16 protein-coding genes and 1 tRNA gene are annotated in these 16,281 nt (G+C 61.9%); 11 read left to right on the top strand and 6 right to left on the bottom strand.

The annotated features are described in order from the left end of the window. Positions 1-50: 50 nt before the first annotated feature. The 3 genes from AB3X98_RS26285 to AB3X98_RS26275 all read left to right on the top strand — a co-directional run bounded on the left by AB3X98_RS26285 (position 51) and on the right by AB3X98_RS26275 (position 2,936). Positions 51-737: a HugZ family protein gene (locus tag AB3X98_RS26285; RefSeq protein ID WP_368603799.1), complete on the top strand. Its 687-nt coding sequence runs from the start codon at positions 51-53 to the stop codon at positions 735-737. A gap of 413 nt (positions 738-1,150) precedes the next feature. Further along, positions 1,151-1,459, top strand: coding sequence for an H-NS family nucleoid-associated regulatory protein (locus AB3X98_RS26280; protein ID WP_069265202.1), 309 nt, complete (start codon positions 1,151-1,153; stop codon positions 1,457-1,459). Between the two features lie 295 nt (positions 1,460-1,754). Continuing rightward, complete coding sequence (locus tag AB3X98_RS26275; protein ID WP_368603800.1) at positions 1,755-2,936, top strand: cation diffusion facilitator family transporter; 1,182 nt, start codon at positions 1,755-1,757, stop codon at positions 2,934-2,936. Between the two features lie 42 nt (positions 2,937-2,978). On the opposite strand, the gene AB3X98_RS26270 is transcribed toward AB3X98_RS26275, so the two are convergent. From AB3X98_RS26270 to AB3X98_RS26260, 3 genes are all read right to left on the bottom strand, one after another. Further along, positions 2,979-3,449, bottom strand: a complete 471-nt coding sequence (locus tag AB3X98_RS26270) for an Lrp/AsnC family transcriptional regulator (RefSeq protein ID WP_174479506.1) — start codon at positions 3,447-3,449, stop codon at positions 2,979-2,981. 77 nt (positions 3,450-3,526) lie between these two features. Then, a complete protein-coding gene (locus tag AB3X98_RS26265; protein WP_028203150.1) occupies positions 3,527-4,159 on the bottom strand; it encodes an exonuclease in 633 nt (210 codons plus the stop codon). A gap of 14 nt (positions 4,160-4,173) precedes the next feature. Continuing rightward, a complete protein-coding gene (locus AB3X98_RS26260) occupies positions 4,174-4,818 on the bottom strand; it encodes an MBL fold metallo-hydrolase (RefSeq protein WP_069265200.1) in 645 nt (214 codons plus the stop codon). A 770-nt stretch (positions 4,819-5,588) separates the two neighbouring features. On the opposite strand from AB3X98_RS26260, the gene AB3X98_RS26255 reads away from it, so the two are divergent. Further along, entirely contained in the window at positions 5,589-6,188 is a 600-nt protein-coding gene (locus AB3X98_RS26255; RefSeq protein ID WP_069265199.1) for a septal ring lytic transglycosylase RlpA family protein, read from the top strand. Positions 6,189-6,343: 155 nt separating this feature from the next. Here the strand turns inward: AB3X98_RS26255 and rsmI are convergent, their stop codons facing one another. After that, positions 6,344-7,246 (bottom strand): 16S rRNA (cytidine(1402)-2'-O)-methyltransferase, encoded by a 903-nt coding sequence (gene rsmI / locus AB3X98_RS26250; protein ID WP_368603801.1) that lies wholly within the window; start codon positions 7,244-7,246, stop codon positions 6,344-6,346. Between rsmI and AB3X98_RS26245 the strand changes: the two genes are divergently transcribed. From AB3X98_RS26245 to AB3X98_RS26215, 7 genes are all read left to right on the top strand, one after another. Then, the gene (locus AB3X98_RS26245; protein ID WP_368603802.1) at positions 7,245-7,772 is read left to right on the top strand and encodes a YraN family protein; all 528 of its coding nucleotides are present in this window, start codon (positions 7,245-7,247) and stop codon (positions 7,770-7,772) included. The genes rsmI and AB3X98_RS26245 overlap by 2 nt on opposite strands. Before the next feature lie 113 nt (positions 7,773-7,885). Next, a complete protein-coding gene (locus tag AB3X98_RS26240) occupies positions 7,886-8,473 on the top strand; it encodes a phosphoheptose isomerase (RefSeq protein WP_069265196.1) in 588 nt (195 codons plus the stop codon). 28 nt (positions 8,474-8,501) lie between these two features. Continuing rightward, positions 8,502-9,284 (top strand): BON domain-containing protein, encoded by a 783-nt coding sequence (locus AB3X98_RS26235; RefSeq protein WP_368603803.1) that lies wholly within the window; start codon positions 8,502-8,504, stop codon positions 9,282-9,284. Further along, complete coding sequence (locus AB3X98_RS26230; RefSeq protein WP_368603804.1) at positions 9,284-9,631, top strand: c-type cytochrome; 348 nt, start codon at positions 9,284-9,286, stop codon at positions 9,629-9,631. The genes AB3X98_RS26235 and AB3X98_RS26230 overlap by 1 nt, the downstream gene beginning before the upstream one ends. Positions 9,632-9,698: 67 nt before the next feature. Continuing rightward, positions 9,699-9,774, top strand: a tRNA-Ala gene (locus AB3X98_RS26225). Positions 9,775-10,690: 916 nt separating this feature from the next. Then, the gene (locus AB3X98_RS26220; protein ID WP_368603805.1) at positions 10,691-11,683 is read left to right on the top strand and encodes a plasmid-related transcriptional repressor protein; all 993 of its coding nucleotides are present in this window, start codon (positions 10,691-10,693) and stop codon (positions 11,681-11,683) included. 534 nt (positions 11,684-12,217) lie between these two features. Then, positions 12,218-12,451, top strand: coding sequence for a hypothetical protein (locus AB3X98_RS26215; RefSeq protein ID WP_368603806.1), 234 nt, complete (start codon positions 12,218-12,220; stop codon positions 12,449-12,451). Between the two features lie 265 nt (positions 12,452-12,716). Here AB3X98_RS26215 and AB3X98_RS26210 read toward each other — a convergent pair whose 3' ends face one another. Together AB3X98_RS26210 and AB3X98_RS26205 are read right to left on the bottom strand one after the other, a co-directional pair. Next, positions 12,717-15,887, bottom strand: coding sequence for a type I restriction endonuclease subunit R (locus AB3X98_RS26210; protein ID WP_368603807.1), 3,171 nt, complete (start codon positions 15,885-15,887; stop codon positions 12,717-12,719). Between the two features lies 1 nt (position 15,888). Continuing rightward, positions 15,889-16,167 (bottom strand): hypothetical protein, encoded by a 279-nt coding sequence (locus AB3X98_RS26205; RefSeq protein WP_368603808.1) that lies wholly within the window; start codon positions 16,165-16,167, stop codon positions 15,889-15,891. Positions 16,168-16,281: the final 114 nt, after the last annotated feature.

The raw sequence follows: 16,281 nt of genomic DNA, 5'->3' as shown, positions 1-16,281 counted from the left end.
CGGCTGCTCTAATATCAGGAGCATCCATTGTTCGACTCGAGGACGCGCCCTTGAAGATTCCCGCTCACGCCCCGCTGCATCTGCTGCACCAGGCGCCTGTCGGCACGCTCGCCACCCACTCGCGCGAGCCGCGCGGTTTTCCGTATCCGACGCTGCTGCCGTTCGCGCCCGACGCGCAGCACCGTCCGGTGATCCTGGTGAGCCGTCTGGCCGAGCACACGCGCAATTTGCTCGACGACCCGCGCGCGGGCTTTCTCGTCGCGCACGCACCCGACGCCGACGTGCTGAACGCCCCGCGCGCCACGCTGCTCGGCCGCTTCGAACCGGTCGCACCGGTCGAATCAGCCGCCCACGAAGCGAGCGAGGCGCTGGCGCGGCGCTACGTGCGCTATCACCCGGACGCCGAGCGCTATCTCGCACTCGGCGACTTCACGTTCTGGGTCATGCACGTCGAGCGGCTGCGCTATATCGGCGGCTTTGGCGCGATGGGCTGGATAGACGGCGCCGATCTCGACACGCTGGCGCCGCTCGCTCCCGCCGAGGAAACCACGCTGATCCGCTTTTTCGAAACGCACCCCGCGCGCCGCGTTGACCTGGATCTCGCAGGCGTGGATCGCTACGGCGCGGATCTCGTGATCGACGGCGCCCGCACGCGCTTTGTTTTCGATGCGCCACAGTTTGATTTGCAATCCTTGCATGCGGTGCTAGCCGACTGCATTGAGCGCCATACGCAATGACGGTTTATTCCACCCATGCGGGCGTTGTCCGCCGTCCTGTATAGCGCGTCGCCTCATGCTGCTTAGCAGCAACCGGTTTCTATCCCCGTTTATTGGCTCGAAGTTGTCATGCGATGAAATGTTTGACGTATTTCAACGCATTTAATTTTCATCCGCTGCTAATTATGAGATGTGGATTTATCTGGCAAAAGCGGGATTTAGTAAAAATACCGATTTGCACGAAATGACAATGAGTTAGAGGCTTGCTGGAAGGCGCGGGATTGGAAATCTGGCTTTAATTATTTTTATTGCTTACACGCAACCCGGCATTCAAATCTGTGTTAATCTCGCCACCGATTTCCGAGGCACGCATCTATCAATCGGCATACTGACGCGAGATCAGTAGCCATTAAGATCAAACCACAAGGGCACCTATGTCTTCCTACAAGGAACTTCTCGCTCAGCGAGAGAAGCTGGAAAAGCAGATTGAAGAGGCGAAGGCTCGCGAATATGCCGAGGTCCTCGATGAAATCAAGCAGAAAATGGCCGACTACGGCATTACCCTGGCAGAACTCGGTGGCGGCCGCGCCAGCGCCAAAGCCGCGAAGGCAGCCAGCCGTTCGCGTGCGAGCGTTGCGCCGAAATACCGCGATCCCGACAGCGGCAGCACGTGGTCGGGCCGTGGCAAGCCGCCGCGCTGGATCGCCGGTCAAGACCGCGATCGTTTTCTGATCCAGAAGTAAATCAACTTGTCAGCGGCGCGTTTGAACGCGCTGCGCATGAGTGAAAGCAGGAGCGGAGTCGGGCGAGGTATCTCCTGATTCTCGAAAACAAGAAGCCGCGCAGTCCGGGGACGCGCGGCTTTTTGATTTTCTGCACCATGTGCGGTTTGGTTCGAACCGTATCCACGGCTTGAATGAGAATGCTTCCTGGTCTTGTAGGCATCTGATTTAAAAGAGATTTTTAGGGCTATCCATAAAATCGTCGCATGCAGTCGCTACAATCGCGGTTATTCCCTAATTTGCTCTCTCGCCGCGCATGACTTCTTCCGCCGCCCCCCCGTTCTCAGATAAACACGAGGTCGCACGCCGTACGACGTGGGTCAGCGTTGGCGTCAATTCTGTTCTGGTGGTGCTGCAAATCGTCATCGGTGTGTTTGCGCATTCGCAGGCGCTGATTGCCGATGGCGTACATTCACTCGCCGATATCGTTTCCGACTTCGTCGTGCTGCTGGCCAACCGGCATAGCGGCGCCAAGCCGGACGCCGATCATAACTACGGCCACAGCCGTTACGAGACGGTCGCGTCGTTATTCCTTGGCGCATTATTGATTGCGGTGGGCGTCGGCATGCTGGTGCGCGCCGGCACGCGCATCATGAATCTCGGCGATATTCCGGCGCTGCACGTGAGCGCGCTGGTCGTGGCGCTCCTCGTGCTGGTTTCCAAGGAAGGGCTCTTTCGCTACATGCTGCGCGAGGCGCAGCGCGTGCGCTCGGCCATGCTGATCGCCAATGCATGGCATGCGCGCTCGGACGCGGCTTCGTCGCTGGTCGTGGCGATCGGCATCGTGGGCAGCCTCGCCGGCGTGCGGCTGCTCGATCCGATCGCGGCGGCCATCGTCGGCTTCATGGTCGCGCGCATGGGCTGGGTGTTCGGCTGGGACGCGCTGCAGGACCTCTCCGACCGCGCGCTCGATGAAGCCGCCGCCGCGGACCTGCGCGCGCTGCTGATGGGCACGCCGGGCGTGCTCGACGTGCACGAGATGCGCACACGCAAGACCGGCGACCTCGCGCTAGTGGATGCGCACATCCTCGTCGATCCGCTGATTTCGGTTTCGGAAGGGCACTACATCGCGGAGACGGCGCGCGCTCGCCTGCTCACCGATGCACGCGTGCTAGATGCACTGATTCACGTCGATCCCGAAGACGACATGCACGTGCGCTCCGTGGCCAACCTGCCCGCGCGCGACGACGTGGCCAGGCGCCTGCGAAGCGAGCTGGCGGAGCATGACGTGCATGTCGAAGGCATCACGCTGCACTACTTGAGCACGGGGCTGGAGATTCAGGTGGTGCTGGCCGCGGCGGACGACGCGCGGCGCGTGGCCGCCATGGATCTGGAAGCGCTGCGCGCGCGCCTCGGCGCGAGCAAGCTCGTCGTCATGCAGGCGCTCGATGCGCATGGCGCACTGGCCGCGCACGGCAAATCGCGCGAGTCGCATTGAGTGCGCTCGGCGCGGCGGAGAAGCCGCCGCGCCGTCGTGGCTTCACAGCGGCAATTGCGTATCGAACTTGATTTCCCGCAGCACGACGCTCGTGCGCACCTGCGCCACGGCGGGAATGCGGAAGATGCGCTCGTGCAGGAAGGCGTCGTAGGCCTTGATGTCGGGCGCGACGATCTTGAGGATGTAGTCCGATTCGCCCGTGGTGCTGTAACACTCGGTGACTTCGGGGCAGGTGGCGATCTCGCGTTCGAAGGCTTCGACGCCGCCTTCGGTGTGGCGCGTGAGATGGATATGCGCGAGCGCGCAGACGTGCAGGCCAAGCTTTTCGCGATCGAGCAGCGCCGTGTAGCGCTGGATCACGCCCGACTGTTCCATGTCCTTGATACGGCGCCAGCAAGGGGTGCTGGAGAGCCCCACCTGGTCGGAGATTTCCTGGACCGAGCGGCGCGCGTCGAGCTGCAGCAGGCGCAGGATCTTCTGAGAGAACGTATCGAGTGTCAACTGCGCCTCCATTGCGTCGCTGTATTCCTGAATGTTAGAGGCCAGGAGAACAGAACGCAATGCAAAGCGCAGATGATGAGGGAGATTACCTAATTTGCCGGAGTGCTCGCGGCGTTTTGTCCTGAGTCGTCCCCATCAGCGGCGAGCGCGGCTTGCTGTGCGCGCAGGTCGGCCAGCATGTTGCAGAAGAGGGCGCCTTGCTCGATCGCGTCGTCGAGCGCGACGTGCGTGTGCGGGTGATCGTCGAACCAGTGCTTCGGAAAGCGCGGCTTGATGCACTTGCGGTACGGCAAGCCCGTCATCGCGAAGGCGAGCGTCTTGATGTCGAGCGCCGACCAGGAGAACGGGCAACGCCCGGCGAAGCGCATCATGTACCAGAACATGAAGGTGAAATCGAAGCCCGCCGGCATCGCCACGAACACGGGCTTGCCGGGCAGCGCCTCCACCCATTCGACGTAGGCGACGAGCGCAGCCGCCGGGTCTTGCAGATCCTTGCGGCATGCGGCCCAGGCCTCGGGCTGCGTCTCCCACCAGGCGGCCTGCACCGGATGCGGCGCCGCGCCTTCGAGCATCTCGAGATTGGCCGAGAACGTGGCGATCAAACGCTTGTCGGCGGTGTACGCCGCCGAAGCGAAACTCAGCATCGAATGCGGGCCGGGAATGGGACCATCGGCCTCGACGTCAGTGCTGACGTAAATCTCCTCAATTGCGGCTTGATTCATCTTACTTTTCACTCTCATCCAGGTACGCCATCTGCGACGTAGGGGTTGGAGCGGCGCTCCTCGCCGAATGTCGAAACGGGGCCATGGCCCGGCACGAACGTGACGTCGTCGCCCAGCGGCCAGAGCTTTTCGCGGATCGAACGGATCAGGTCCGCATGATTGCCGCGCGGAAAGTCCGTGCGGCCGATCGAACCCGCGAAAAGCACGTCGCCGACCGTGGCGACCCGGTGCTTGCGGCTGAAGAAGATCACGTGACCCGGCGTGTGCCCGGGGCAGTGATACACCTCGAGTTCCTCGCCGCCGAAGCGCACCGTGTCGCCGTCTTGAAGCCAGCGCGTGGGCTCGAACGCCTCGGCGTGACCGAAGCCGAAGCGCACGCTCTGCTGCGGCAACTGGTCGATCCAGAAGCGCTCGTCTTCCTGCGGGCCTTCGATCGGCACGCCGAACTTCGTGGCGAGCGCCTTCGCGCCGGCGCAGTGGTCGAGGTGGCCATGGGTGAGCAGCACCTTTTCCAGCTGCACGCCCTGACGTTCGATCTCGGCCTCGATGCGTTCGAGGTCGCCGCCCGGATCGACGACGGCGGCGCGGTTCGTCGTTTCGTCGACGAGCAGCGAGCAGTTTTGCTGGAACGGTGTGACGGGAATCAGCGTGACTTTCATGCGGGGATCGTGGGGTTCGGGTCTCGCGGGGCGGGTACAGCGACGCGTCGAAATCGACGTCGCGTGCCAAAGGCCCCAGCCAAAGGATCGATTGTACCGGGGTGCAGGAAGCGCCGCCGACGCCGCTCGCGACAGCCTCAGTCCCTTGTCTGACAAGGGATGCGGCGGCGCAAGGCGAACGGCTTTGTTACATCAATAGTGAAAAATCATGGAGATTTGTGAGGCACCGGCGTGACAGGAATAACTTTTGGGTATAATGCGACCCATCACGCACGGAATTCGTGCTTTCAAAGGGCGGTGTGACCTTCGTAAAAAAAAGAGGTCGCATACATCGCCGTCAAGCAGTGCTGTCGTTCTAGGCGGGCCGCAACAGGCTGCCTTACAAGATAGCAAATCAGGTGTCGATCCGTTCGACGCCGCACGTCTTGCCCAGCCAGGTGCCACGCGCCTGCAACGGCCTACATGCCGTGACGCTGGGTGGGGCCTACGCCGCCGTTCCTGTGCGCCGAGAGTTTCCGGCGCGCCTGAACGAGCTTCATCGTTCGATGGCGGCATGTGGGGTCTGGTCAGGCTGCCGGGGACAGGTTGCGCCAGACGTGAAAGATAACTAGCGGTTAGCGGCTTATTAGGGCTGCATCCGGGCATTGGCACGCGTTCGCCTTTTTCATTCCAGGCGAGCGATGGCGAAGCTTTGCCCGCGACCGCCGAAGCCTTTCCGACAACGCGCACACATGGCGCGGGACAGGCTTCGAGAACGTGATGGCAATGTTATGAACCTTAGACTGACTCGACGACGACTCGGGAGTCTCGCAGCCGTGTCCATTCTGGCCGGTTGCGCCGTGCCGCCTGCCCAGCAGGACCAGGCATCCAGCGACGCCCTTCGCACGAAGGACGCGGCTTTCACTGCGCCGCAGGGCTACGGCTCCGCGCTCGCTGCGCTGCCCGCATCGGGCACCGCGAAGGACAACTCGCTCGCGAACGCCGAGGCGATCGACGAGAACGGCCCGGACGTCCACTCGTTCCACCAGACCGGCCGCGCCTCGTGGTACGGCCGCGCGTTCCACGGCCGCCGCACCGCAAGCGGCGAGCGCTTCAACATGAAGGCGCTCACGGCTGCGCACCGCACGCTGCCGCTCGGCTCGTATGTGCGCGTGAGCGTGCCCGGCACGTCGAAGTGGGTAGTGGTGAAGATCAACGACCGTGGCCCGTACGCACGTGGCCGTGTGCTCGACCTCTCGTATGCCGCCGCCAAGCTCCTTGGCGTGCAGCATGCGGGTACGGCGAAGGTGGACATCGAAGGCCTCACGCGCCAGGAAGCGAAGGCCGCGCAAGCGGATATGCTTGCCGCGAACTCGAACATCGATCACTAAGCGATCTCGTTTGGGCGTGGCGCTGAGTGCGCCGCGACGCGCCCGAGGCTGAACCGCCTGGCAGAGTCGAATGCACATGCGAAGGGCCGCCTGATTGACTCAGGCGGCCCTTCGGTTTTTCTGGCACGTGCTTTTGACTGTTGTCGGCTCGCGGTTCAGTCGTCCGCTTCTTCCCCGCCTTCACCCTTCAATTCCAGCGCCCGCGCGTAGAGCGCATTGCGCGACGCGCCCGTGAGCGCCGCCGCGATCTTCGCCGCGCCCTTCACCGGCACTTCCTGAAGCAGCACGCGCAAGAGCGCGTCGTGATCGGCTTCGCCTTCCGCCTGCTCGCTCGCGCCTTCCACCACCAGCACGAACTCGCCGCGCTGACGGTTCGCGTCCCCTGCCAGCCACGTTGGCGCTTCGGCCAGGGTGCCGCTCCAGAGCGACTCGTGTAGCTTCGTCAATTCGCGGGCGATGAGGATGCGGCGCGCGGGACCGAACGCATCGGCGAGCGACTGCACGGTTTCGACGATGCGATGCGGGGCTTCGTAGAACACCATCGCGTGCGTATGCGAGGCGAGCGGCTGCAATGCGGCTGCGCGCTGCTTGGGCTTGGGCGGCAGAAAACCTAGGAACGTGAAGGTCGAGACCCAGTCGCCGGCAGCGGAAAGCGCCGTTGCGAGTGCGCTCGCGCCAGGTAGCGGCACGACGTTCAGGCCGGCGGCGCGCACGGCGTCCACGAGTTTCGCGCCCGGATCGGAAATGCCGGGCGTGCCCGCGTCCGAAACGCAGGCCACGCGCTCGCCCGCGCGCAGAAATTCGATCACACGCTGCGCCGCCTCGCGCTCGTTGTGCTCGTGCACGGCGACGAGCGGCTTCGAAATACCGTAGCGCGCGAGGAGCTGGCCGGTGTTGCGCGTGTCTTCGGCGGCGATGCGATCGACGAGGCCGAGCACGTGCAGGGCGCGCAGCGTGATGTCGGCGACATTGCCGATGGGCGTGGCCACGACGTACAGCGTGGCGGCCGGATACTGCTGGGCCTGTGCGAGTTCGAAGGGGGACGAGAGGGACGTCATGACACGCAACGCGCGAAAGCAGGAAAAGAGGCCGACATTGTGCCACGCGGGCGCGAGTACACCCGAGGGAAGCGGCGCGAACGAAAGTGCACGCGTCGACAACTTTTGCGCGCGAGCGCAGTCGAATGCCCAACGCCGCGCGACGGGCGCGCGTTTCGAGGCGCACGCCCTGGCGTTTTTGCGTCGCGAGCGCCTGGAGCTGGTCGCGCGCAACGTGAATTGCCGCGGCGGCGAACTCGATCTCGTGATGCGTGAGCGCGACGGCACGCTGGTTTTCGTGGAAGTGCGCGCCCGCGCGCGGCCGGAATTCGGCGGCGCGGCGGCGAGCGTGGGGTGGCGCAAACAGCAGCGCGTGCTGCGCGCGGCGCGCTACTTTCTCGCGACGTGGCGCGCCGCCGATGCGAATGGGAAAGCGGCCACGCAAGCGCGAACGCCGCCCGCGTGCCGCTTCGACGTGATCGCGTTCGAGAGCGGCCGGCTCGTCTGGCTGCGCGACGCGTTTCAACCGGAAGCGCACGAGAGCTAAAACTTACGCAATAGAAAGAAGGGTGAAAATGAACGCCCCTGAGTGCGCTAAACTTGCGGCACGCCGCACCGCGCGGAAATTTTGCGATACCCGCAGTACAGATTAGAGAGTCGATGTCCGTCGAACGCATTCAACAGCACTTCCGCGATAGCGCAGCCACTACGCTCGCGGCCATGGAAACCCTGGCGGTCCCGATTGCCGCCGCGGTCGATACGATGTTCGCCGCGCTCGCGAACAGCAACAAGATTCTCGCGTGTGGCAATGGCGGATCCGCCGCCACTGCCCAGCAACTCGCCGCCGAACTGATCGGCCGGTTCGAGCGCGAACGCCCGGGCCTGCCCGCGCTCGCGCTGACCACTGACGCCTCGGTGCTCACCGCCGTTGCCAACGATTACGCGTACGAGCAGGTATTCGCGAAGCAGGTGCGCGCGCTCGGCCAGCCCGGCGACGTGCTGCTCGCCATCACGACCTCGGGCAACTCCGTAAACGTGCTGGCCGCCATTCAGGAAGCGCACGAACGCGAAATGGTCGTGATCGCGCTGACCGGCAAGGGCGGCGGCGACGTGAACAGCGTGCTCGCCGATACCGACATTCAGCTGTGCGTGCCGAGCGACCGAACGGCGCGTGTTCAGGAAGTGCATCTGTTAACTATTCACTGCCTGTGCGACGGCATCGACGCGATGCTGCTGGGCGAAGACTGACACCGTAAGACGAAGAGAGGGGAAGTTGATGAGCAGATACGGCATGACGCGCGCGCTGGCACGGACCACGCTGACGATCGGCTTCGCAGCCTCGCTCTGCGCAAGCCTGCAGGGCTGCTTCCTGGCGCTGGCGGGCGCGGCGGGCGGCACAGCACTGGTGGCAACCGACCGCCGCACGGTGGGATCGCAAACCGAAGACCGCGAGATCCAGGTGAAGGCGCTGGCCGATCTCGGCAAGCAACTGCCCGACACGGCGCACGTGAACGTGGCGGTGTTCAACCAGCGCGTGCTGATCACGGGTGAAGTGCCCGACGACGCCTCGAAGCAGAAGGCCGAGAGCATTGTGCGAGCCGTGACGAACGTTGCATCGATCGTCAACGAGCTGGCGGTGCAGCCGGCCAGCTCGTTTTCCTCGCGCGCAAACGACTCGTACCTCGAAGGACGCGTGAAGGGAGAGCTGATTGCCTATAAGGACATCTCCGCGAACAACTTCAAGGTGGTGAGCGAGCGCGGCACGATCTATCTGATGGGGCTGGTTACGCCGCAGGAAGGCAATATCGCCGCCAACGCGACGGCCGGGGTGATGGGCGTGACGCAGGTGGTGAAGTGCTACCAGTACATCGACCCGCAACAGGCGACGGTGGCGACGGCGGCTGCGCCCAGTGCATCGGCGGCGGCGCCTGCTGCCGATGCGCCGACGGTGGGGGCGGTGCCTGATTCGGGCGTGACCTCGCAGCCTATTGAGCACCAGGCGCCCGCGCCCGTGACTAATTCGTCGGCTACGAAGCCGGGGAATACGGGGGCTTTGTGATGCGGCGTTTGGTTGGTGGGGTTGTGGCTGGGGTGTTGGTCGCTGGAGCAGGTTTGGGTTTCGCTTTGCCGACTTTTGCTGCTGTGCCGGATGGGTTGAAGGTCGCTCAGACGAATGCTTGCATGGGGTGCCATGCGGTGGATCGCAAGCTGGTTGGGCCTTCGTTTCTGGATGTCGCCGCGAAGTACAAGGGCGATGCTGGGGCTCAGGGCAAGCTGGAGAAGAAGGTTCGGGACGGTGGGGCCGGGGTTTGGGGAGCTATTCCTATGCCTTCTCACCCCGGGATGAGCGCCGGCGATATCCATTCCGTTGTGGCCTGGGTGCTCGCCGGAGCGCCTTCAAAGTAGTTTTGCCTGGGGTCACATTTGACGCTTGGCAAAACGGATTTTGTGTGTGTAGAATCGGTGATTCGTTGGGGCGGTAGCTCAGCTGGGAGAGCGTCGCGTTCGCAATGCGAAGGTCGTGAGTTCGATCCTCATCCGCTCCACCAATAGATTTCACGGAAACCCGCGTGGCGTAAGGCTTCGCGGGTTTTTGTTTTTACGGTCACACTGCCTCACACCTCCCTACATTTCCTGCCCGTGTGTCCCAAAAGTGTCCCGGGACTGGACGTGATTGGATGAATCTGCGGCAAAAAAGCGACAACGAAGTTGTCGCGGGATGCTGGAGGCGATATAAAAGGGTCAATGCCGCGCTACGCACAATGAGATGCGATAGCGGCACCTCAAGGGAGAGCCAATTAACTTGAGGTTGAGCGGAGCCATTCATAGTCGATGGGGGTCGACTCCCTGAGGGTATCCGAACCGGCAGCATGCAAGCGTATACCCTTCGTATAGCCTCATGGGCGATGGTTGATCTCGCTGGCCGCGGCCTAACATAGATCGCCAGTACGACAGCCAAGTATGCGGTGTGGCAACCCAGGTTTTGCAGGTCGTCGCCTGGGCTCGGTAGAACTCCGAAAGTTCGCTCGAACGAACCTAACCCCAATCTCTAGCTAAGACGCCGCGGCGTCACCCAGGTTGCTCCTGGGAGCTGGGGATAGCCGTGTCCAGAAAATCCAACAAACCTCCTCTTGGCCAGCTTGCTGACCGGGCGCTCAACGCGCACGAACTCGCGGCGAACTATCTTTGCTGCGCCGCCGATACTGTTTTCAAAGACCTCACTCGAGCTCCGCATAGGCTGCCGCCGTCCATCCAGATTCCGGGCCGGCGTGGTCGTGTTTGGCTTGAGTCTGAAGTAGTACATCAAGAACCACCGCTCGGGACTAACGTTCAGCTAGCGGATGCGTCGCGTGGGCCGGTTGAACCGGCCCAAACCAAAGAAGATGTGAATGTGCAGCGGGTTGGACGACCAACTAAACGGCAACAGCGGGAACGAGCGCAGCAGCTGGTTGCAAGGGGGACCAAATGAGCCTCCGTCAACCTGAGAGTCTGCTCCCGCTAGCGGAGATCGGGGAGCGCGGGACGTCCACTTCGGATGAGTGCCGACTGACTGAAGGTGCGTCGACCGTCTCGATTGCCAATGCCCATGTTGAGCAAGCCAGCAACGCTTTCGAGCGCATGAAGCTACGCGCGGCCGAGTCTGTGGCACGAGAAGCTACTCGAGGAAGTGGGCGCGACGAGCCTCAATTTTTCGTGCCAGGCATGGACGAGTTTATGCGGGCGATGCCAAATCATCTTGCGCGTTCAAGCGTTTACGCACCTGTGGCGCGGGGCCACAAGGGGATTCACAAGGGTACCGTACTTGTGAGCCGCGCTGACGCAGTAATGAAGTTTTGGGGCGAGCAATTGGACGAGGGGCAGGCGGATGTTTGGATGCAGTCCGTATATGAGGCCAGCCGCAGCCCATTGGGCGGACCGGTCATCATCAAACGGGCGGCGTTCTTGCGTTCCATCGGGCGGCAAACGGGAAACTACGAGTACAACTGGTTGAACAGGGCCATGCAGGCGCTCACCTTCGCCATGCTGGTGATCGAGGTTCGAGACAAAGATGGCAGGCCCAAGTTGTCGGTCGGTAGGAACCGAGCTCTGCACATGATCGATGGCTTCGACTTCGATGACGAGGCAGAAGCCTACACGTTGCGTCTCGACCCTCGATGGCGACTCATGTTTGGCAATCGCGAGTTCGCATTGATTGACTGGGACAAACGTCTACGAATCAAGCCGGGTCAAGATATGGCGAAGGCGCTACAAAGGCTAGTAGCCACGTCCAACGAAACCATCCAGCGATACGCCATGGACTGGCTCAAGAGCAAGCTCCAATACATGGGGCGAATGAGAGATTTCGTAGGCGCGCTCGACCGCGCCATGCGGGAGCTCGAGCGGGTGGAGATCATTGTGGGCGGCCGGATCGAGATCAGCACAAAGGGAAAATCTCAAGTCTTGTGGAGAAAGCTATGAAAGCAGTCGGGGTTGCGTCGCTCCATGGTCGGGGGCACGTCGCGCGTTATCGGGGTTGCGTCGCGACTTTTCGGGGTTACGTCGCACGACATGTTTATAACCCATTGGTGGCGTTGAGTTTTTCGGGCTACTTTTGCCCTCTACCTTTCTTCTACCTTCTTTCTACCCAGCTGCCTTGTGGATAAGTGCCAAGGTTGGTCGTGGCTCCTGCAAGCGGAGGCGGAAATGGCGCTTCCCACAGTGACTGCCCCGCCTTGGTCGGGGCTTTCCACTGTGGATTTCCGGGGGATTCGAGAATTTCGCGCATCGACACCGAGCCGGAGGAGGTGGACTCGGTCCTGTATGAGCTGAGTCCGCAATGGGATGGCGATGCATGACGGCGATTTCCGGTACCCGCTCAAGCGACACTTGATCAGCGCGAGCATTGCGAACTCCACGATTTAAGCCCCCTTTAAACCGGATCCCGCGGTAGCCTTCTGCTGTGGGAGTTAGCGATACTCCCGACAAAGTCGTCCTTTCTACTGGAGGTATGCCATGAAGAATCCAGATGACCCGATGGACAGCTGGTGCAGCGCGATCACGGTCGACGGCCGCACCTATACCGGCGCCGTCGCCAGAGAGATCCGCATCTCGATGCGCGGCTCGGTCGACAATATCGTCCGCGATGCCTGTGAGGACGCGGTCCGCAATGCTCTGAACCGTGCAAACGCGGCGGTGGCCAAAGGCGCCGCGGCTGCCAACGTACTGCCGTTCCGCTCGCGCGCCTGATCGGGGCGTGGCCTGCTTGCCTTTCCGGGCTGCAGGCCTGCCCAGCTTTGCTCGATGAACCCCCATGCCGACGCCGCATAAACACGCTCAATTGGTCCGGCGCCTCGACCAGCAGAAGTCGAGGCACGATGACGTGTGTCCCGCGGGGTGAGCTGCCGGGCGCTCATCCTCTGATATTGTGAAGTAATCCCGTGACGGCCATTTGCTGGCCGCATGCAGCACAGGTTGCATGAACATGAACACCAAACCGCTATCCGAGCCCGCACTAGTGAATATGCGCGCCCTCGCCCGCATAGCGCTGCGTCACGAAATCCCACATTTGGCTGACCTTTGCGTTCCACAGGGCATCCGGATATGGTTCTTGCGGCAATTCGTTCAGCCGCTGCCGGATTTCCGACCACACCGCGCCGCGCGTTTCCTGCCCGCGCAACCAGTCCACGCCGTCCACCAGCTCGTGGAGTTTGGCTAGCAGCATCCTCGCCACGCGTTTTACCTCCGTCTCCTCGGCCCCGGTCAGCTTCGGCTCCGGCGTGGTAAGTAGGTCGAAGATCGCCAGCTCCTCCTCGGTCAGCCCTTCACGGGCGGCCCGCTGTTCTTCCTCGGAGAGGCCGGCGACAAATTCTTTCAGCGCCTCGAAGAACTTTTCCGCGTCGATGGAGCCCGCGTTGTGTTCGGCGACCAGCTTTTCCAGTTTCTCGACCAGATCGACGCGGGTCGGGTTGGCCTCTGCCATCTTCTTGACCTTGTCCTCGGCCTTCTCCCGCGCTCGTTCGATAGCGACCTTGGGGCTCGTCTCGAACAACTCGGCCAGCTTGCCGAAATCGATACCGGATAGATCGACGCGTCCTTCGGCGCCTGCACCTTCAACGATAGGCGTCAGGATGGCGACGCCTTCCAGTTTCTCGTCCAGCAGTTCGGCGATCCTCGCTTGAATGGCGGAGATATCCGTCGGCCCGAGCTTCGCCTTCACGGCGTCCGCTAGCATGTGGAACACAGCGACCGGCTTAAGATAGGGCGCGGCCCGCTCATCGGGCAGCAACGCCTTATATGCCTTGGTCACTGCACTGGCTTGCTGACCAAACTCCCTCCGCCGCTCGTCAGGCGCGACCAGCACCTCCACCGCCTTGGCAATCAGGCCGAGGCGCGAAAGTGCATCCGCCGCCATGATCGCATCGCTATCGACGCCGAGCAGCTGCGTGAAGCTGCGCGCCTGTTCCAGCGCCTCTTCTAACGCCTTCACCAAGGCTTCCTTGTCCTTGATCGGCGTTTCGTCTTCGTCGGCACCGCCCGCGCTGCCTGCGTAAATAGCCAGCGCCTTTTGCAGATTGTTGAATACGCCCACGTAATCGACGATCACACCGCTGGTCTTGCCCGGCGCGTTGCGGTTGGCGCGCGCGATGGTCTGCATAAGCGTGTGGTTTTTCATCGGCTTATCGAGATAGACAGTGCCGATGCTGGGCACGTCAAAGCCAGTGATCCACATCGCGCAGACGAAGACGAGCCGCAGCGGGTCGTTCTTGTCCTTGAACTTCTCCTCCAGGTCTTCCTTCTGCATCCGTTCGCGGTGAGGGAGAATATCTAGGCCCTTTTTCTTGAGGTCGCCAATCTCGTTCTGGCTCTGGCTGACAACCACGGCCATATCAAGCTCACGCAACCACACTAGCCGCTCGGCAATAGCCGCGCCCTCCGCCTCATGCGCAGTCTTGAGCGCCTTTTCATCCGCCGCGATCAGCCGGGCGACCGCAGCCTTGACGCGATCATGCATGGAAACCGCAGTTGCCTTGTCGATGGCTACGAACATTGCCTTACCGCGATAGCCGCGCATGGCGAAGTGCAGCGCTACATCATCGGCCACCTTGTCGAGCCGGTCGGGGGTGGTAATGAGCGTATATTGTCGACCGAATTCACGTTGGAGCTTCTTCTCCTGCTCTTCGCTCAACTCCACCTCATCGAGCAGTTCATCCAGTTCCTCCTTCAACTCGGTAGCGTTGAGCTGAAGCTCTGGTTTGCGCGATTCATAGTAGAGAGGCACCGTTGCGCCATCGCGGACGGACTGGGCGAAGTCATAGACCGAGACGTAATCGCCGAACACCTCACGAGTGCGGCTTTCCTCGCCCTGGATCAGTGGCGTGCCAGTGAAGCCGATGAAAGCGGCGTTGGGCAGCGCCGCGCGCATATTAGCGGCGAGCTGGTCATACTGACTGCGGTGCGCCTCGTCTGTAATCACGATGATGTCAGAACGGTCGGAGAGTACGGGCATTGGCTCCCGATCAGCAGTCGAGAATTTCTGGATCAGAGTGAAGACGTAACGTTCGTTTCCTGCCAGCAATTCCCGCAAATGCACCCGGCTATCCGCCTGCACCTGTTGCGTATCCTTGGTGAGCGCGCCAACGCTGGCGAATTGCCCGGCGATCTGGTCGTCCAGCTCGGTGCGGTCGGTCACGATCACAAAGGTGTAATTGCCGCCCAGGCGCCGCAGCACCTTTTCGGCAAACATCACCATGGAGAGAGATTTGCCCGATCCCTGCGTATGCCAGAACACGCCGAGGCGGCCCTTATTCTGGCCGACATGCTCCACCGCTGCCATCGCGCGGTTCACGCCCAGCACCTGATGGTATTTGCCCACCACCTTGCGCAGACCACCCTTAGCTTCATCGAACAGCAGGAAGTTTTCGATCAGGTCGAGGAATCGCGCCGGCTCGCAAGTGGCTCGGAGCATCGTCTCAAGGCTCGGGTCTTCCGGGCCATCCTCATCAAGGCGTTTCCACGGCGCGAAGAAATCGAAATCGGTATGCGAGCCGCCCATCAGCGATTCATGACCGTTGGAAAGGATCACGAAACCGTTGAAGGGAAATAGTTGCGGGATGGTGTCGCGATAATCGCGCAGGTTTTCATCGTAGGCGTTGAAGATCGGCTTGGAGAGCGCCTTCCACTCCGCATGGAGCAGTGGCAGGCCATTGACGAAGCCGAGGGTGTCTGGACGGCGCTTGTGAAGCAGCCCCTCGATCCAAACCTGGCTGGCGACAAGGAAATCATTGGCCCCCGCATCGCGCCAATCGATCACGCGGACGTTGATGGTTTCGCTCTTGCCGTCATTGGGGTGTTTCACCTCCAGGCGGACGCCATTACGCAGCAAGTAATAAAGCTCGCGATTGGCGGCGATGGGCGAAAGCGCGGAGCGATCCTGCACCAGCGCCTCCTCGGCCAGTTTCAGTGCGTCCGCCGGCAAACCAGGGTTGAGTTTAGTGAGCGCCGCGCGCAAGCGCGACGGGAGCCAGGCCTGACGAAAATTGGTGCGGCCGGTCGGATTATCCGGCCCCGGCTTCTCCTCCATCAGGTTGACGTGTTGCCAGCCCAGTTGCTGTAACAACGCCAGTGCCGGCTGCTCCACGGAGCTGTGTTCGGAAAATTCACCGGAGAGTGAACGTGGCGTCATGTCAGGCGACGGCCTCCAGCTCCCGCTCGGCCTGCGTGATGGAAAGCTGTCCGGAGATCAGGCGAGGGAGGAGAAGGTCGCGCGCGGCACTCAATGTCGAGCATTCGTGCCTGTGGAGGCTTGCGGCTTCCAGAAATGGAACAGTCGATTTGCCAAATGACGCAAGGATGGCGGCATCTGGCACGGTCACTGTTTCAGCCGCCAACTGCCTCATGCTCAGATTTCGAAGGCCCGTGGACTGCTTTTGAAATTTCTCGATCCGCTTGTTAGAGAGCGTCAAGCAGCATGGCCGGTCAGCGACAACTATCTTGGCCGGTCAACGGGGTAGTTGTCGTTGGGTATCAGGTCATATTTGACGTTGCTCCTTCATAGTTGTCGTTGCGTGATCGTGTAG

The sequence above is a fragment of the Paraburkholderia sp. BR14312 genome (assembly GCF_040948675.1).
Lineage (GTDB): Bacteria > Pseudomonadota > Gammaproteobacteria > Burkholderiales > Burkholderiaceae > Paraburkholderia > Paraburkholderia nodosa_A.
Note: the sequence above shows the minus strand (reverse complement) of the source record. Positions and strands in the feature narration are given on the sequence as shown.